Origin of the sequence: Lysinibacillus telephonicus (assembly GCF_039654155.1) — a bacterium.
Taxonomy (GTDB): domain Bacteria; phylum Bacillota; class Bacilli; order Bacillales_A; family Planococcaceae; genus Ureibacillus; species Ureibacillus telephonicus.
Genome location: NZ_CP155468.1, coordinates 1,648,278 through 1,667,113 on the forward strand (window position 1 = coordinate 1,648,278; position 18,836 = coordinate 1,667,113).

18 protein-coding genes and 1 riboswitch are annotated in these 18,836 nt (G+C 35.1%); of the genes, 16 read left to right on the top strand and 2 right to left on the bottom strand.

Annotation, left to right across the window (positions count from 1 at the left end; genetic code table 11):
• Positions 1–85 precede the first annotated feature (85 nt).
• Positions 86–457, top strand: coding sequence for a GNAT family N-acetyltransferase (locus tag MKY04_RS07780; protein WP_126295456.1), 372 nt, complete (start codon positions 86–88; stop codon positions 455–457).
• Here MKY04_RS07780 and MKY04_RS07785 read toward each other — a convergent pair.
• Positions 454–957: a DUF309 domain-containing protein gene (locus MKY04_RS07785; protein WP_126295449.1), complete on the bottom strand. Its 504-nt coding sequence runs from the start codon at positions 955–957 to the stop codon at positions 454–456. The two genes, MKY04_RS07780 and MKY04_RS07785, sit on opposite strands and share 4 nt — an antisense overlap.
• Positions 958–1,072: 115 nt before the next feature.
• On the opposite strand from MKY04_RS07785, the gene MKY04_RS07790 reads away from it, so the two are divergent.
• The 14 genes from MKY04_RS07790 (at position 1,073) to glnA (ending at position 16,161) form a co-directional block, all read left to right on the top strand.
• Positions 1,073–1,846 carry a segregation/condensation protein A gene (locus tag MKY04_RS07790; RefSeq protein ID WP_126295448.1) on the top strand — a complete coding sequence of 258 codons (774 nt, stop codon included), beginning with the start codon at positions 1,073–1,075 and terminating at the stop codon, positions 1,844–1,846.
• Positions 1,821–2,411, top strand: coding sequence for an SMC-Scp complex subunit ScpB (scpB, locus tag MKY04_RS07795; RefSeq protein WP_126295447.1), 591 nt, complete (start codon positions 1,821–1,823; stop codon positions 2,409–2,411). Before MKY04_RS07790 ends, scpB begins: the two co-directional genes overlap by 26 nt.
• A gap of 226 nt (positions 2,412–2,637) precedes the next feature.
• A complete protein-coding gene (locus MKY04_RS07800; RefSeq protein WP_425462053.1) occupies positions 2,638–3,636 on the top strand; it encodes a D-alanyl-D-alanine carboxypeptidase family protein in 999 nt (332 codons plus the stop codon).
• A 385-nt stretch (positions 3,637–4,021) separates the two neighbouring features.
• Entirely contained in the window at positions 4,022–4,756 is a 735-nt protein-coding gene (locus MKY04_RS07805) for a pseudouridine synthase (RefSeq protein ID WP_126295445.1), read from the top strand.
• 113 nt (positions 4,757–4,869) lie between these two features.
• On the top strand, positions 4,870–5,409 hold the full coding sequence (gene resA, locus MKY04_RS07810; protein WP_126295444.1) for a thiol-disulfide oxidoreductase ResA: 540 nt from the start codon (positions 4,870–4,872) through the stop codon (positions 5,407–5,409).
• 12 nt (positions 5,410–5,421) lie between these two features.
• Positions 5,422–7,083, top strand: coding sequence for a cytochrome c biogenesis protein ResB (locus MKY04_RS07815; RefSeq protein ID WP_126295443.1), 1,662 nt, complete (start codon positions 5,422–5,424; stop codon positions 7,081–7,083).
• Positions 7,080–8,267: a c-type cytochrome biogenesis protein CcsB gene (ccsB, locus tag MKY04_RS07820; RefSeq protein ID WP_126295442.1), complete on the top strand. Its 1,188-nt coding sequence runs from the start codon at positions 7,080–7,082 to the stop codon at positions 8,265–8,267. Before MKY04_RS07815 ends, ccsB begins: the two co-directional genes overlap by 4 nt.
• Positions 8,268–8,486: 219 nt before the next feature.
• Positions 8,487–9,203 (top strand): response regulator transcription factor, encoded by a 717-nt coding sequence (locus tag MKY04_RS07825; RefSeq protein WP_126295441.1) that lies wholly within the window; start codon positions 8,487–8,489, stop codon positions 9,201–9,203.
• The gene (locus MKY04_RS07830; RefSeq protein WP_126295440.1) at positions 9,196–10,971 is read left to right on the top strand and encodes an ATP-binding protein; all 1,776 of its coding nucleotides are present in this window, start codon (positions 9,196–9,198) and stop codon (positions 10,969–10,971) included. The genes MKY04_RS07825 and MKY04_RS07830 overlap by 8 nt, the downstream gene beginning before the upstream one ends.
• A gap of 255 nt (positions 10,972–11,226) precedes the next feature.
• Entirely contained in the window at positions 11,227–11,775 is a 549-nt protein-coding gene (locus MKY04_RS07835) for an RNA polymerase sigma factor SigX (RefSeq protein ID WP_342774123.1), read from the top strand.
• Complete coding sequence (locus tag MKY04_RS07840) at positions 11,765–12,985, top strand: GerMN domain-containing protein (protein WP_126295438.1); 1,221 nt, start codon at positions 11,765–11,767, stop codon at positions 12,983–12,985. The genes MKY04_RS07835 and MKY04_RS07840 overlap by 11 nt, the downstream gene beginning before the upstream one ends.
• Positions 12,986–13,091: 106 nt before the next feature.
• Positions 13,092–13,267: riboswitch (FMN riboswitch) on the top strand.
• A gap of 257 nt (positions 13,268–13,524) precedes the next feature.
• Positions 13,525–14,103, top strand: a complete 579-nt coding sequence (locus MKY04_RS07845; protein WP_126295437.1) for an ECF transporter S component — start codon at positions 13,525–13,527, stop codon at positions 14,101–14,103.
• A 289-nt stretch (positions 14,104–14,392) separates the two neighbouring features.
• Positions 14,393–14,788: a MerR family transcriptional regulator gene (locus MKY04_RS07850; RefSeq protein ID WP_126295436.1), complete on the top strand. Its 396-nt coding sequence runs from the start codon at positions 14,393–14,395 to the stop codon at positions 14,786–14,788.
• A 38-nt stretch (positions 14,789–14,826) separates the two neighbouring features.
• Positions 14,827–16,161 (top strand): type I glutamate--ammonia ligase, encoded by a 1,335-nt coding sequence (glnA, locus tag MKY04_RS07855; RefSeq protein WP_126295435.1) that lies wholly within the window; start codon positions 14,827–14,829, stop codon positions 16,159–16,161.
• A 269-nt stretch (positions 16,162–16,430) separates the two neighbouring features.
• Here the strand turns inward: glnA and MKY04_RS07860 are convergent, their stop codons facing one another.
• Complete coding sequence (locus tag MKY04_RS07860; RefSeq protein ID WP_346234614.1) at positions 16,431–17,570, bottom strand: IS110 family transposase; 1,140 nt, start codon at positions 17,568–17,570, stop codon at positions 16,431–16,433.
• Between the two features lie 325 nt (positions 17,571–17,895).
• Between MKY04_RS07860 and MKY04_RS07865 the strand changes: the two genes are divergently transcribed.
• On the top strand, positions 17,896–18,588 hold the full coding sequence (locus MKY04_RS07865; RefSeq protein WP_126295194.1) for a TlpA family protein disulfide reductase: 693 nt from the start codon (positions 17,896–17,898) through the stop codon (positions 18,586–18,588).
• The last annotated feature ends 248 nt before the right edge of the window (positions 18,589–18,836 follow it).

Consider the following 18,836-nt stretch of genomic DNA (forward strand, 5'->3'; position numbering starts at 1 on the left):
AATGGCGGTAAATTTGCTTCTAGCGCTTAAATCGTGTAGGATATTTAAGGATGTTGTACCGAAAGAAAATGAGGGAATGTTATTCATGTTAATACGCTATAAAAAGTCTTTAGAAAAAATAGCAATGGGTCTGCTTTCGTTCATGCCGCAAGAGAAGGATGTAAAGCGATTAATGGAAACAATTAATGCATATGAACAAGAAGACAATTGGCATTTATTTTTATGGAAAAAAGATGAAGAATATATAGGAATTGTAGGTGTGCTTGAAGAAGACTCGAGTGCAACAATTCAACATATTACAGTAGTGCCTTCTTATCGTGGAGAAGGTGTAGCAATCGCTATGCTGAAGGAACTTTTAAAGTCAGGTCAATTTAAAGCATTAAAGGCGAACGAAGAAACGGAGCCTTTTATAAAAAAATGTTTACCTATATTAGAAGAGGCAGACGATTCAAACTAACGTCCGCCTCTTCTTCTTTTTTCATTGCGTGCTTCAAGAATATCTGTACGATCGCGAAGCATATGTTTATTAAGAAGATAGTCATATGGAATTGTTGGAAGCTCTCCAATTTTTTGATTAACTAAAGCAGCAAAATCTTCATTTGTAAAAGTTAGACTAAAAGGTTTGAACTTCTCACCTTTTTCAATCGAGATTATGCTTGTTTCACAATGATTATATAGTTCATCGTAATCAAGAAATTCGAAAAACGGTGATGAATGATTGTTTGAAAAATTATTCGTTGCTTTTTTCAATATTTTCATAGCACCAGCCGTATTGTTTCTTCGCCAATGATACATGCCGGTAGCTAATTGGACATATCCTACCAGTGGATGAGCCTTGTCGCCAGGAGATATTAATTTCCAATATTCTTCTAATACTTCGTGGCATTCAAAATAATCTTGATTGCCGTTAAAGTATGTACAGTAATCTACATACAATGGATGAAACAATGGATGCATTACAATCCTCTTTCCTCTATACTAAATTTAGAATAAAAGTACATAAAGACTTACCCAAAGCTATTTTGAAAGCTATTAGTCTAAATGATGAACAACAATGTCAGGTGGTTGACACATGTATGAAGTAAAATTAGAAGCCTTTACTGGACCTCTTGATTTATTATTGCATTTAATTCATCGTTTGGAAATCGATATATATGATATTCCAATGGCTGAATTAACAGCACAATATATTGATCATATACATGCAATGAAAGAGCTAGAGTTAAATGAGGCGAGCGAATACCTTGTTATGGCAGCTACGTTATTGGCAATTAAAAGCCGAATGCTTCTTCCAATTCATGAAGGAGAAATAGAAGATGCTGAATTTGAAGTAGACGCTCCCGATCCACGTGAAGAGCTTGTTACAAAACTTATCGAATATAAAAAATATAAGGAAGCTGCAACTGAACTAAAAAATTTAGAATCCGAGCGTGCTCAAGTATTTACACGTCCACCGAGTGATTTATCAGGCTTTATGCCAGATGAACAATTGGTATTATTTGATATGAACGTCAACGTGTACGATATGTTAAGTGCATTCCAAAAAATGCTTCGTCGCAAGCAGCTAAAAAAGACATTATCTACAAGAATTGCGCGACAGGAAATTTCTGTTAAAGAGCAAATGATTGCAGTAGTCGATTCATTAAAACTAAACGGCGGCAAATCCTATTTTTCCGAACTTTTTCCTTATGAAGATAAAGCAACAATTATTGTGACGTTTTTATCATTGTTGGAATTAATGAAACGCCAGGTTGTTAATGTAGAGCAAGAAAAAAACTTCGAAGATTTAACTGTTACATTACAGAAGGGGGACATCCTCGATGACCTTGAACAATTTAATGAGTAAGATTGAGGCGCTGTTATTTGTAGTTGGAGATGATGGACTAACTGCAAAACAACTATCACAATTGCTAGAGGTTGATATGATGGAAATTGAGGCTGCCTTAAGCGAACTTGAAACTAATTACAACGAAACGGATGAAAGAGGCATCACATTAAAAACATTAGCAGGTACATACCAGATTACAACAAAGCCGGAAATGGCTGACTGTATCAAAAAATTAGTTGAAAATCCAAATAGCCATGTATTATCGACAGCCTCATTAGAAGTATTGGCCATTATTGCGTATAAGCAGCCAATTACAAGAGCAGAAATTGAAGATTTACGTGGCGTAAAGAGTGAACGTCCTATTCAAACTTTGGTTTCACGTGCACTTATACAAGAAGTAGGGAGAGCAGAAGGAACTGGTCGTGCAATTCTTTATGGCACAACAAAAGAGTTTTTAAATTACTTTGGTTTAAAAGATATTAAAGAACTTCCTCCATTACCTGAAGGAGATCAAATTGATGAAAATGAAGAAACAGATTTATTTATGACGAAATTCCAAGAAGCATTTAGTGATGAACAATAGGAAAAATAAGTATCCTTTGGAAACGCGTCAATTAAAAACATATCCAATAGCATCCGCAGACAAGCTTAGTTCGCGTAATTCGGAAGTTCAGATTTGATTGTCGTACAACCGTAAACGCAAAAAATTTAACTCTCTATTTTTCAAAAAAGGGTGTAACTTCTTAAGGAGTGGCGTATAGATATTATTCAAAAAATTTATACTTTCTTATTCAGTAAAAAGGAGTGGCTTGTTGAATAAATTTGTAAAAATCTTTTTATCGGTTGTATGTTCTTTTGTCGTTTCCTTATCGATTGTACAAGCGGCTAATGCTTCTTATGCTGTGATTGATGCAGATACTGGTCGACTTTTAATGGGAAATAATGTGCATGATCGCATGCCGATTGCAAGTTTGACAAAAATATGGACAGCTCTTATCGCAATTGAGAATAATGACTTAGATGAGGAAATAGTTATTTCGAGGAAAGCTGCATTAGCTGAAGGATCATCAATTTATTTGGAGCCCGGCGAAAAGGTAACAGTAGAAACATTGTTATATGGATTAATGCTGCGTTCTGGGAATGATGCCGCATACGCTTTAGCAGAACATACAGGCAATTCAATAGAAGGTTTCGCAGACTTAATGAATGAAAAGGCATATCTTTATGGATTAAATGACACATACTTCACAAATCCATCGGGACTGCATAATGATTTACATCTTTCTTCAGCTTATGATACAGCTCAAATGTTAAGGATTGCCCTGCAAAATGATGCATTTAAGAAAATCTCTTCAACGATTAATTATAAAAGCTCAACAAAGAATGGTGTTACTTGGCAAAATAAACATCGTCTTCTACGTGAACAAGTGGGCGCTGTTGCTGGTAAAACCGGTTTTACGAAGGTAGCTGGCCGCACGCTTGCAACCTACTTCGAGCAGGGACAAAAAAAAGTAATTGTCGTTACCTTAAATGAGGCGAATGATTGGGAAGTACATAGGGGCCTTGCAAATAAAGTTTTTACGGAATATGATCTTGTGACAATTGCAGAAAAAGGTGAGTATAAGGCCGCTAATAATAAAAAGGTTGTACTAAGTAAACCAATTACATTATTGCTTACAAAAGATGAAGAAAAAGAACTGCAAAATGTATTGCACCTCTCTAGAAAGCAAAACGAGTTTGGAATATGGCATGTGATGTTAAATAATGAAAGTATTTATTCAACAAGAGTAGACATAAAAATAGATTAAAGAAATTTATTGCATACCATATTTAAAGTAGTAGGGACTGCATACATTGGCAGTTCTTATTTTTTGTCCTTTACAAAAAAATTAAATAACTTGTAAAATAAGTTATTTTTCTTTAATAATACAACCGAATATGACATAATTTTCAACAGATTGATGTCGAAATTTGCGTATTTTTTTATTAAGTTTATACTTTGGCAAAATAAAAGTGCCAACCACGAAAAACTATTTAGTCAAGTGTGCAAGGTGAAAGTGAAATATTTTATTTAGTAAGTGTCCCAAACGTCAGCACAATACTAAAGGCATAGCGGTAGGACAAATCGCAGATGCTAACTGATATAACTATTACAATTTTTTACGAAAATCAGAATTTAACGGAGTGATCATGATGGAAAGATTACAAAAAGTAATTGCCTATGCAGGAGTTGCATCTAGGCGTAAAGCAGAACAATTAATATTAGAAGGCAAAGTAAAAGTCAATGGAAAAGTCGTAAAAGAGCTAGGAATTAAAGTTTCAGACTCAGATACGGTAGAAGTAAACGGAGTAAAACTTGAAAAAGAGGACAAAGTCTACTTTTTATTGTACAAACCACGCGGCGTAATTTCTGCGGTAACTGATGATAAAGGACGAAAAACTGTTACGGATATTTTTAAAAAACACGTTCATCAACGTATTTTTCCAGTAGGGCGACTAGATTATGATACTTCCGGGCTTTTATTGTTAACAAATGATGGAGAATTTGCTTATCAACTTACCCATCCTAAATTTAAAATCGATAAAACTTATATCGCACGTGTAAAAGGTGTACCTACAATTGAAGGGCTAAAAAAATTACAACGAGGAATTAAACTCGAAGATGGGAAAACTGCACCTGCGAAGGTAAGTATGACCTCATTCGACGAAAAAGCAGGAAAAGCAATTTGTGAGATTACAATTCATGAAGGGCGTAATCGTCAAGTTCGTCGAATGTTTGAAGCAATTGGTACACCTGTGGTAAAGCTTAAACGAGAACGCTTTGCATTCCTAGATTTATCAGGATTAAAAACAGGAGAGTATCGTGAATTGACAAAGCACGAGGTGAAAAAACTGCGCGTATTGGCTCAAACTGGTAAAATTGATTAACACTAAATGTGCAGTGAAAACGTTCATAATTCAGTCAAATTCTAGCGAAAAAGCAAAAATGAAGTTTGCTATAATAAAAAAGGTTGTATAGTTATTCGGGGGGGAACCGACAGATGGATAAGAAAAAGAAACGCTCAATTACGCGTGGAGTCATTCTCATCGTACTTGTTGCTGCAATTGCCTATACAATTTACAACACAGCAACTAAAGATAAAACAGAATTATTAAAAGTTGGAGACGAAGCACCAAATTTTGAACTAGTTGATTTATATGATAATAATCTTAAGCATCGTCTGTCTGACTATGAAGGTAAAGGGGTCTTTTTAAATTTCTGGGGAACTTGGTGTGAACCATGTAAAAAAGAGATGCCAGCAATGTCTAATCAATATGCAATTTATAAGGAACAAGGTGTAGAGGTATTGGCAATCAATATCTCACAAACTGACTTTGAAGTTAAAAAATTTATCGAGAGCTTAGATGTTCACTTTCCAGTAGCAATTGATAGTACAAAAAGTGTGATGACAGCATATAACGTAGATTTACTACCTGCAACAATATTAATCAACCCTGAAGGTAAAGTTGAAAAAATTATTACTGGTGAAATGAACGAAACACAGATCGCTTCATATATGGAATCAATTAAGCCGGAATAGGAGTAATTCATGATGGAAAAAATTATTTGTGCTTGTGGTCATGAAAATCCAGCAGGAACGAAGCTGTGTGAAAAATGCGGTCGACCATTAACAGAACAAGAACAAAAAAGCAAAGTTGTAGATATGCGCTATGATGGAATTGCAATTCGTTCGAAAACACGCAATAAGTCGCTTATCGATAAAATTTGGAATTTCTTTTCAAGTGTAAAAGTCGGTGTTTCTTTAATTATTATTAACCTAGTAGCTGCTTCAATTGGAACTATTTTCCCGCAGGAATTTTATGTAAACGTTTCATCTATTGCAGATAAAGCAACTTACTATGAAGAAACATATGGTTCCTTAGGGAAACTTTACTATTCATTAGGGTTTGCTGATATTTATAGTTCATGGTGGTTCCAAATATTAGTCGGATTGCTCGGTATCTCTATTATTGTAGCAAGTATTGATAGAGGGATTCCGCTTCATAAATCTTTAAAAAATCAACGTGTAAAACGACATGAAAGTTTTATGAAACGTCAACGCATTGTCGCAGAGGGTCCTATTACTGATGGAGACGCTTCTAAAACACTTGATTTAATTGAAGATAAAATGAAGAAGTTAAAATACAACGTACGTCGGGAAGGAAGCGCTATTTTAGCAGAGCGCGGACGCTTCGCACGTTACGGCCCATACATAAACCATCTAGGTTTAATAATCTTCTTGCTGGGGGTCATGCTGCGAATGTTACCTGGCTTCTATATTGATGAATCAATATGGATTCGTGAAGGTGAAACTCGAGCGGTTCCGGGAATGGAAGGCTATTTTCTTGAAAATGAAAAGTTCATTCTAGAATTGCATGATAATGATCCAACAGAATCACAGGTACAGCAAGGTGTTAACGTTGTCGCTAAAAACTATCAGACAGACGTTAAGTTATATAAACAATCAGATGACGCAGTTGCTGGCCAAGCTGAGAATTTAGAATTAGTAAAAGAATATTCAATTAGGGTAAATCATCCATTACAGCATGAAGGCTATTCATTTTATCAAATGGATTTCCGTTTAAACGAAATAAAAACAATGATCTTTAATTTAACAAATAAAGAAACTGGTGAATCTTTAGGTGAAGTAAGTATTGATTTAACAAATCCTCAAGATGAATATGTAATTGATGATAAGACAAAAATTTCCTTGTTAGGCTATTATCCTGGTTTCTCAGGTTTTAAGGACGGTGTGCCACAAACAGCGACACCTACTCCTAATAATCCTGCATTTATATTTAAAATGACAACACCTGAAACACCGGATGGGGAAATGAGTTTTGTTGCTATCAGACAAACAATTGAACCAAATGGTGAAAATAAATATAAAATGCAATTTAAAAGTGTTGAAACAAGAAATATGTCTGGCTTAACTGTCCATAAGGATAAAACAATCCCGATTTTAATTGTTGGCGGCATTATCTTTATGTTAGGTGTTGCGATTGGCTCTTATTGGAATCACCGCCGTATTTGGGTAGAGCAATTACAAGACGGTACAATTCGACTAGCAGCACATACAAACAAAAATTGGTTTAGTATAAAGAAAGATTTAAATGCATTAACTGAACATGTAAGTTTGCCTAAATATATCGACCAGCTGGATGAAGCGGCCGGAAGCGAGCAAAATGAAAAGGAAGGTGACAACACCTTATGAGTTTAATTCAAATAAGCGGCTATCTTTTATATGCTGCTTTTGTTGCATATTTAGTTGCAACTCTATTATTTGGTGGGGCAATTAAAAGCTCAAAACCAGATGGAGCAGCGAAGCGTGCAGAAAAATGGGGCAGCTTAGCAATTACTGTAACGATTATCGGATTAATTGCACAATTAGGCTATTTTATAACTCGTTGGATTTATACAGGACATGCACCTGTAAGTAATATGTTTGAATTTACAACTGCATTCGGGATGTTTATCATCGGAGCGTTTATCTTAATTTACTTTATGTATAGAATTGCAGCACTTGGACTAGTTGCATTGCCAATTGCAATTTTAATAATTGCATATGCAGCTATGTTTCCAAATGAAGTGAATCCGCTTGTGCCTTCTTTACAAAGTCATTGGTTGACAATTCATGTAATTACTGCTGCACTAGGTCAATCAATTTTAGCTATTAGTGCTGTGGCAGGTTTACTTTATTTATTAAAAGATGTAGATCCTAAAATCAAAGGAAAAGGTCGTTTCTGCCTAGAGGGAGTGCTTTATTTCCTTGTTCTAGTAGTAGGATTTGTGTTGATTACTGTAGTGTTTAGAAGTATGGGCTACGAAGCGGTGTTTAATTATGTGAACAAAGAGGGATTAGAACAAAAAATCACATACAATATGCCTGCTGTTTTTGGTATGAATGAATATACATTGCTGACTGACGATGTAATGGAACCATTAGTTGAAATGCCACCAGTTATTAATGCTAAAAAATTAACAACTGTATTTTGGTCATTTATTGTCGGAACTGTTCTTTATTTATTAATTCGACTTATTACACGTAAACGTATCATCGAAATGTTGCATCCACTTGTTCAAAAAGTAAATTTATCTTTGCTGGATGAAGTTGGCTATCGTTCAGTGCTGATTGGATTCCCGGTATTTAGTTTAGGGGCCCTTGTATTTGCGATGATTTGGGCGCAAGAAGCATGGGGGCGTTTCTGGGGCTGGGATCCAAAAGAAGTATGGGCGCTTATTACATGGTTATTTTACGCAGCATTCTTACATTTACGATTATCAAAAGGATGGGAAGGCAGAAAATCAGCTTGGCTTGCATTAATAGGCTTTGCAATCATTCTTTTCAACTTAATCGTAGTTAATTTAGTAATCGCAGGCTTACATTCTTACGCATAATATGAAAACTTTATGAAAGTTCTTCTCGTTAATTGGGAAGAACTTTCTTTAATAAGTAGAATAGAGACTTCTAACTGTAGAAGAAACCAGCTTAAAAAGCCTCAAAGACCTAATAAGTAAAATACTACCCTTTAAAGGAAGTTTTAACTATATCTCCTTTTAATTTTTCACATGAAATTGTACAATGATAGTAGAGAAAGTATGAGAGGGGTAAAACCTATGTCTGAAAATATTTCTGTATTGGTAGTAGATGATGAAGATCGTATTCGCCGTTTATTAAAAATGTATCTAGAACGTGAAGGTTATGAAGTAGATGAAGCTGAAAATGGTGAGGTTGCACTCTCAAAAGCATTGGAAAACGATTATCATTGTATCTTATTAGATATTATGATGCCAGAAAAAGATGGTCTTCAAGTATGCGAAGAGCTAAGAGAAAAAAAGGCAACTCCAATTATATTGTTAACTGCTAAAGGTGAAGAAGCAAATCGTGTACAAGGGTTTGAGCTTGGTGCAGATGATTATATAGTTAAACCATTCAGTCCTCGTGAAGTAGTGTTGCGTGTAAAGGCAATTTTGCGACGTTCTTCTGCGTTTTCACCTGTTTCAAGTCCGTCTACTTCAAAGGATTTAGTTGTATTCCCGCATCTAACAATTGATCATGATGCACATCGTGTAACAGCTGATGGAACAGAAGTAAATTTAACACCAAAAGAATATGAATTACTCTATTTCTTAGCAAAAGCACCTGATAAAGTGTTTGACCGTGAACAATTATTAAAAGAAGTATGGCATTATGACTTCTTTGGTGACCTTAGAACAGTGGATACACACGTGAAACGTTTACGTGAAAAGCTTAATCGTGTTTCAGAAAATGCAGCAAAAATGATTGTAACTGTTTGGGGCGTTGGTTATAAATTTGAGGTTATCAATGATTAAAATATGGAGAAGTATTGTCGGGAAGCTATGGGTAACCATATTGCTTCTCGTTTCATTTGTATTATTTGTCTGTACAATTTTAATGTTAGAGTTTCTTGAAAATTATCATAAGGAACAGGCTGAGCAATCGTTACGACAAACCGCCTCAACAATTGCCAGCATTGTTGATAATTATGATCTTGAACAGTTGACAGATGAAATTATACAAGAAATGCTTCCAGATGATACAAATGCATTTATAGTATCGCAAGACCGAGAAGTAGTGTCTGCTTTTCAAACTGGAACTAACAATGAAAAAATACAAGATAACATTATAAAAAACAAAGCCTTTTCTAAAATTTATGAACTAGATATACCAATTATTAAGGAAATGATTTTACCATCTCAAACTGAAGAAGAAAAAATGGAAAATTATATTGTATTGAGCTACCCATTAAAAAGTGATAATGAAGTTCATGGGTCAATTTTTATTTACCAAAACCCGATAGCTCTCCATGAAACATCACAAGAGACGACTAAAATTGTCTTTTTATCAGCATTTATCGCCTTTGTACTAACAACATTCTTTGCATTTTTCCTTTCATCACGAATTACTTGGCCGCTGCGAAAAATGCGGGAACATGCTTTTGAATTAGCAAAGGGGAAATTTGATGAAACTCTGCCAACTACGCAAAACGATGAAATTGGACAATTGGCAGTTGCGTTTAATCAAATGGGTAGACAATTAAAGCACCATTTAGAAGTAATTAATCAAGAAAAAGAACAGCTTGCAAGTGTTTTAACCTCGATGACAGATAGTGTTATTACATTTAATCGGGATGGAACGATTTTGTTAAGTAACCCACCTGCTGAGAAATTACTGCAAAAATGGTTTTTAGGAAATAAATCCGAAGGGGCTAGTCCTATTCCGGCAGAAATATATCATATGTTAGATCATGTTTTGAATTTTGAAGATAAATTAGAAGAAGATATTGAGATGAACGGTTTTTATTATCGAATTACGATAAGCCCGTTAAAAAATAGTGAACAATCGATTCGTGGTGCAATTGCAGTTATACGAGATATGACCGAACAATTACGATTAGATAAACTACGCTCTGATTTTATTGCGAATGTTTCACACGAGCTTCGTACACCTATTTCGATGCTGCAAGGATATTCAGAGGCATTGCTTGATGACGTCGTCACTTCTGAAGAGGATCGTAATGAGATGATTCGCATTATATATGATGAATCACAGCGCATGGGAAGACTTGTAAAGGATTTGCTTGATTTAGCAAGAATGGAATCAGGTTATACAACTTTATACAAAGAAAATGTTCCAATGGTGCATGTTTTAGAACGGATTACTCAGAAATTTGCTCAAGTGGCAAAGGAAAGTCAAGTTCAGCTGCAATTTAAGACGACATTATCAGAAGATGTGGAAGTCAGCTTAGATGAAGACCGTATTGAACAAGTACTAACAAATCTAATTGACAATGCGATCCGCCATACATCCAAAGAAGGCAGTGTAACAGTTTCTCTAGAACAAGAACTTTCGTATGCTAAAATTCAAGTAGCAGATACCGGCGAAGGCATCCCTAAGGAAGATTTGCCTTTTGTATTTGAACGCTTTTATAAGGCCGATAAAGCCCGAACACGTTCAAAAGGCGGGACTGGGCTAGGTTTAGCAATTGCTAAAAACATTGTAGAAGCTCACAAAGGAAATATTCGAGTTGACAGCATTGCTGGTGAAGGAACAACATTTACTTTCTATTTACCTTTATAAGAAATTACAATTAATAAGGGGGCTCTCCAGAAACAAAAATTTTCTGAAAAGCCCCTATAGTTCTTTATTAAGTACTCTAAGACGTGGTAACGACAAACATCACCATCCTTAATGGTAATTATTTGTGATGAAAGCTTTAGCGACAGTTATGTAGGCGCAGTCCTAAAAAACAATTCTGTCGCGCTTTTGTTATGTAAAAATGAATCTTGATGAAACTTTTTTCAATTTAATACGACAAAATAAGTAAGAACGGGGGTGGCATGGATGAAAGAATCCATTTTCCATCGTTTGTATGATGCCTACCATCAGGATGTCTTTCAGTTTTTAATATATTTAGTAAAAAATCGTATGGTAGCAGAAGATTTATCACATGAGGTGTATGTAAGAGTATTGAAATCCTATGATCGTTTTCAGGGAAGAAGTTCTGAAAAAACCTGGCTTTTTGCAATAGCAAAAAACGTGGCGATTGATTATTTTAGAAAAAATGCAGTACATACATCACACTCTTTTGATGCATTTAATTGGGAAACAGAACAGCTTGTTTCCCCGCTTAAATCACCCGAAACTTTAATTGAAATGAATGATGATATGAAACAATTACTCGATGCACTTGATAAGTGTACCGGTGATCAAAAAATGGTTATCATTATGCGATATTTTCAAGAATTATCTATTGCAGAGACGGCAGAAATTTTAAAATGGTCGGAAGGTAAAGTTAAAACTACTCAGCATCGGGCAATCAAGCAGCTTCGTGATCTATTAACAACTTCAGTTGAAAAGGAGGCAAATCATAATGAGTCATGAGAAATGGGACGACGACAAGATCGAACAATTACTTTCAAATGCACCAAAGATTCATGATCATCGCTCCAAAGATGATGTGCTTCAACGGTTAAAGGATGAAGGTGTTGATGAATTGCTTCTTAATAAAAAAACAAAAACGAAAAAGTTTTATTGGGTTCCTATATTAATTTCGGTTGCTGCATTATGCTTATTAGCAATAGTTATCCCTTCTATGACAGGGCAACAAATGGAATCTAGTAATTCAGGTGAAGAAAGTAAAACTATCGAATCAACCGAGAAGTTAGAGGACAGTGCTGAAGAATTTTCGGAATCATCTGATGTCCAAAGAAGTTCGTTAAATGTTTTTTCAACTGAAGCAGTAGATCTTAAAACAGCAGTATATCCTGAAGATATTGAAGGCAAGACAGTCTTTAAGCTGGGCTTATCAAGCGATGCAGCAGATAGTATTCCGGTAACAGTTTTAATTCCAAATGAAAAAATAGAAGAGGACTTTGATAATACTAAACCTACAGGAGTTCAGCTTTATAATCAATATGCACCGTTATTTAATGAAGAAGCAATTGGATTTGTCGATTATCACCCTTACGTGGGAGAAATAACTGAGCAAAACAACCAAGTGGTTCATACTTTACCAAATAGTCAATCATATGACATTGCTTCTGCAGCATACTCACTATATAACGCATCCTTAGTTGATACATTTAGTTACTATTATGATGAAATTGCATTTTTCAACGAAGAAGGAGCACCTTTTGAATTTAGTCAAGTTGGTGAACCGAGCACACCGCTAGAAATGAAAAATGAACAAACACAGTATAATTATTTTGAATATACTCAGCCGGATGGTTCACAATATTTGGCGCCAAACTTCAGAGCTACATTTGCAACAGTTGAGGAAGCAATTAATGCAATGAAAGATGAAACAAATGATGTGTATCAATCGGTAATTTTACCAAACATTGATTATGAAGTACGTGTAGAAGGAGATATTGCAACAGTCAATTTTACACAACAATTAGATTTGATGGCTTTTGATCAAGTGCAAGCAATGCAAATGATTGAAGGCATACTCCTTACCGCTTCTAGCTTTAATATGCAAGTACAGTTCGAAAACGTATTGCAAACAGAATGGCAAGGTTTTGATTTAACGAATCCATTACCAATGCCGGTAGGAGCAAATGAAATTGATTATGCACTAGTACTTCAATAATAATATTGAAAATGAGACATTAACAGCGCCATTTTGTTTTAAGCAATGTTCTTTACATGGGATTATTTTAAATCTATAATAAGAGCTATAATAAAATTTAATAATGATTCATCTTCGGGGCAGGGTGTAATTCCCGACCGGCGGTAATAGAAGCTTAAATCTCCTGGAATTGATTGAGGGATTTTATAAAAGCTACTTCAGCCCGCGAGCCGCTTATTTTAGTGTGCAGGATTTGGTGTGATTCCAAAGCCGACAGTATAGTCTGGATGGGAGAAGGTGAAGGTACAGTCTTTGTTTCGTAATGTATTGCGAAATTTGTACGTTTAAGTATCGACAATACTATTTTGTATTGGCAATACTTTTATTTGAGTATTCTTTTTATGGTGCTCTTCTTTAACGTACAGTTTTTCGGAATTTTATTTCAATGTGCCTATTTCTCCCTTATGCTTATTATTAGCGTAAGGGATTTTTCATTGAGAACGAAAAAATGACTGTCCTTTCTTCTTGCTAAGTTGAATCAGCAAAGAGGAGAAATTGGTATGAAAAATCAAAAGCTTAAGCTGCGTTCCTTTGTAACCATTGCGATGCTAAGCAGCATTTCTTTCATTTTAATGCTGCTAAACTTCCCGTTGCCATGGTTCCCAGTGTTTTTGCAAATTGACTTTAGTGATGTACCTGCTTTAATAGCAGCAATTACGATGGGACCGATGGCTGGTATTCTAGTAGAATTATTTAAAAACATTTTAGATTGGATTTTTTCTGGAACACCAACTGGAGTACCAGTAGGACATCTGGCAAATTTCGCAACAGGAATTCTGTTTATTTTACCCGTATATTATGTTTATAAGAAGCTTCCTTCATTGAAAGGATTAATCAGTGGATTAATTATAGGTACTATCACAATGTCAGTAGGTATGAGTCTGCTGAACTATATTGCCTTTTTACCAATGTACACTTATTTCCTTGGTTGGGGTACGTTTGATATGAAAGAAACGATAGTGTTAGGTATTTTACCATTTAATATAATTAAAGGAATTATGCTAATGGTTGTAGCAGTTTTACTTTTCCGTACGATGAAAGTATGGATCGAAAATCAAAGAGCGCAATATTTGTTGTAGATAATTAAAATTAAGCTGTTCTTTAAGTCGTAAATAGACTTAGAGAACAGCTTTTTTTGTGAAGTAAACTGCCAAATGGGCTATTTGACAGAATTTTTAAAAAGGTAGAAGGAGAGGAAGTTTAAATTTTCTGTTTATTGTAACGAAAATTCTATAAAATGCTGTTATTTTATCTTATCTAAATTTGCGATAAATAAAATCTAAATTCCGTATGTTATTTTTTCTAACATGGTATTGCTATTATAAGTTACGTAGTTTAAAATAATGCTATGAAAGGGAGGAGATGTCGATGAGTCGAGAGTTTCGAAGAGCAATGCCGTTACTCCCTATTAGCATGGTAATGCAATTAACGGAGTTGACTGCGAGACAAATTCGATATTACGAAGAACATAAATTAATCGAACCTGCTAGATCAGAGGGGAATCGCAGAATGTTTTCATTAGATGATGTAGATGCATTGTTAGAAATTCGCGAACTACTTGACCAAGGAATTAACATGGCAGGGATAAAAAAAGTATTTGATATGAGAAAAAACAACAATGTCAAATCTTCTAACAAATTATCGATTTCAGATTCTGAACTCCGGGCAATATTACGTGAGGAAATGCAACAGGCACAAATTATGCAAAAGGCGTCACTAAGACAAGGGGATTTATCTCGCTTTTTTCAAATGAAGGGCGAGTAGATTATATTAACTTTAAATAATAGGAGTGTGGATAAAAGATGGCTAAGTATACAAAAGAAGACATTAAACAAATTGTGAAAGATAAAGGCGTTAAATATATCCGTCTACAATTTACGGATATTCTAGGTACAATTAAAAACGTAGAAATTCCATTAAGTCAATTAGATAAAGCATTAGATAATAAAATGATGTTCGACGGTTCATCAATCGAAGGTTTCGTTCGTATCGAAGAATCTGATATGTATTTACAACCAGATTTAGATACTTTCGTAATTTTCCCATGGACAGCTGAGAAAGGGAAAGTTGCACGCCTTATTTGTGATATCGTAAACCCAGATGGTACACCATTCGCTGGCGACCCACGTTCAAACTTAAAACGAGTTCTAGCAAATATGGAAGAGCTTGGATTTACAAGCTTTAACCTAGGGCCAGAACCAGAATTCTTCTTATTCAAATTAGATGAAAAAGGCAACCCTACTTTAGAATTAAATGACGACGGTGGTTACTTCGACTTAGCACCAACAGACCTTGGTGAAAACTGCCGCCGTGATATCGTATTAGAACTTGAAGAAATGGGCTTTGAAATCGAAGCTTCTCACCATGAGGTAGCACCAGGACAACATGAAATTGACTTCAAATATGCAAATGCTGTTGAAGCATGTGATAACATTCAAACATTTAAATTAGTTGTTAAAACAATTGCGCGTAAACATGGTTTACATGCTACATTCATGCCAAAACCATTATTCGGTGTAAATGGATCTGGTATGCACGCAAACCTTTCATTATTCAGCGGCAACAAAAACGTATTCTTTGATGAAAGCGCAGATTTACAATTATCAGAAACAGCACGTCAATTTATGGCTGGTATCATGAAACACGCAAAAGCGTTCACTGCAGTTACTAACCCATTAGTAAACTCTTACAAACGTTTAGTACCTGGATACGAAGCACCATGTTACATTGCTTGGTCAGCTCGCAATCGTTCACCATTAATCCGTATCCCGGCTTCTCGTGGTCTATCTACACGTATCGAATTACGTTCAGTTGACCCATCAGCTAACCCATATTTAGCTTTAGCTGTTCTTTTAGAAGCAGGTTTAGATGGCATCCGAAATGGTTTAACACCGCCAGCACCAGTAGATCGTAACATCTATGTTATGAATTCTGCAGAACTAAAAGAAAATGGCATTGATAGTTTACCAGGCTCTTTACTTGAAGCTCTTGCTTACTTAGAAGAAGACGAGGTAATCAAATCTGCACTTGGAGAACACATTTATTCTAACTTCAAAGAAGCGAAAGAAATTGAATATGATATGTTCCGTACGGCTGTTCATCCATGGGAACGCGATCAGTACATTAAAATGTACTAAGATTAGTTTTGAACTAATTGAGTTGATACTTTTAGGCTTAGGGAATTTCCCTAAGCTTTTTTATTTGTATTAAAGAACTCAAATTTCGAAGGCAAAAATATAGTTGCTATAGAGATAAGATTTTTTCTGTGAAAATAATTAATCCCTTCGGTCTTTGAATACTATTAATCAAATATGTTTATTCTTAAATTGACCGAAAAAAGCCAATAAGAAAGCAGAGCTACCTGTTGTGGGGTAACTTTGTATATTACTTTTTGGTTTTGGTTAAGTTATGACATTTGGGGTTCTTTATAAGGCTCCTTGTTTAATAACATGGAGTAAATAACCCGAAGCATTCGATGCGAGATCGCAACGAGTGCTTTTTTCTTTCCTCTTCGTGCTGCTAATGACCAATATTTGTTTGCCAGCCATCGATTTCGACTTCTTGAAACAGCCCACGCTGCTTCACACATAGCGGATTTTATATGAGGATTTCCTTTCACTGTACGTGTACTCTTCCTTTTCCCAGCACTTTCGTGATTCCCTGGTGAAACTCCTGCCCATGATGCAAGATGTTGAGATGTCGGGAACTGTTCCATTTCTACTCCTATTTCTGCAATAATTACAGCTGCAGTATCTTTACTTATTCCTGGTATGGTAATTAACAACTGTAGTTCTTCTTGATAATTTTGAAGTAGTTGATCCACCCGTTCTTCGATTTCTGAAATTAAGGTTTCTAAGTATTGAATATGTTGCCAGGACTGACGAATCAAGAAGATTTGATGCTCATTTATTGTTCCAAATAAGGAATCTGTAATCCATTGCTTTTTCGGAATCAACTTCCCATGAATATCTTTTTCTACATCCGTTTCGTCGACATAGCCTTGTTCAATTAATCGATTTAATAGTTTTCGACCTGATACACCAAATACATCCGAGATTACTGTACTTAGTTTGACATTTGAACATTCTAATACCTTTTGGATTCGATTTTTCTCTGAAACTAAATGACTAATCCACTTTTTACGTAGTCTCGTTAAATCTCGGAGTTCACGAATATTTACAGGGGGAACAAAGCTCTTTTCTATCAAACCATGACGTAATAACTTCGCTATCCATTCTGCATCTGAAACATCTGTTTTTCTTCCGGGTACATTTTTAATTCGCTGGGCATTAGCTAACGTGATATCAAAGAAATCTTCTAAGATGTTAAATACAGGTTTCCAATACACACCCGTACTTTCCATTGCAATATGTGTAACTTCATGTCCCTCTAACCATTTTAAAAGCCTAAATAAATCTTTTGTGAGTGTTGGAAATGTTTCGGTCTCTATATACATTTCGTCTTCATGATTACCTTTAATAACACAAGCTACAATCGTTTCTGAATGTACGTCTAAACCTGCACACTTCTCAATAAATACTTCCATGAAATCACTCCGATTCATTAAGATCACAAACAGTGAGTGAATTTGAAGATAAGCATTTTTCTGTACGTAGTCATCCTACTATCAAGTGGAGCTAACAAAGGGTTGAACACCAAATTCACTCAAACAGTTTATTTTACAGGGTCAAAGCCACCAAAAAAAGCCACGTCTTACATCCTGTTTGTGTCATTACCATTATGAACCGAAGGTACTTATTTTCATGCCAGGGTTGGGTGTAAAAAACTCATGATTGTTTATTTTTGCAAATTACATCATCTCTCATTTTTTTATTCATATATTATAGAAAAAGAGGTTAGGAGAGTCGAGGGTGATAAGATACTTGACGTCTATTGGATTATCAGCAGTTTTATTATTAGCGATTGTATGGAGCATCATCTCAAATTTCCACAAAGAAGAAAATGGTGGAGAAGCCCTGAATGAAGTAAATCAACCAGTAATAAAAGAGAAAGAAATACATACATCAGTAGGACAAGTAGAAGATAATCAGGGTGATGCGGGGAGTTTCTATGTTGATATTGATGAATCTGTGCTATATAGTCACGATCATGAACATATGGAACAGCAGCCTGAAGTATCGGCTTTAAATATACCAGCTCCAGATTTCGAATTAATGACGTTGGACGGGAAAACATTGAAACTCTCGGATTACCTTGGAAAGAAAATTTTAATAAACTTTTGGGCAACATGGTGTCCACCTTGTACTGAAGAAATGCCGATTTTACAAAATTATTATGAACAGCATGCAGAAGATAACAATGCCGTTATTCTTGCGGTCAATTTAACGGATCAAGAAGGTGGAATTGAACCAATTCGAAAGTTTGCTAACGATTTCCATTTGACGATGCCTATTTTACTAGATAAAAAGGGGCAAGTTTCAATTAACTATGAAATTTTGACACTCCCAACAAGTATGATTGTTAATGAAGAAGGATTTTTGGTTGAACAAATAATCGGACCTGTAACAGAAGAAATGCTGGAGGAAAAATTAGGTGTAAAATAATTTTGTAGGTAAAGAAAATTGAGTTTATTAATAAGCTTAATATAATTCAAAGGTGATATATGTTCTGTAAAGGACATATGTCTTTTTTATTTTGATAACAACTAGCATAGCAAGTAATATCCGTTTGTAGAAATTGTAAAGTATCAAAATTATAAAATCATTGAACCAATTTTTTGAAAAAATATTTGTAAATCATTCACAATGTGTGTATATTGTATATATAGTATATATACAATATTGCAAAAGAG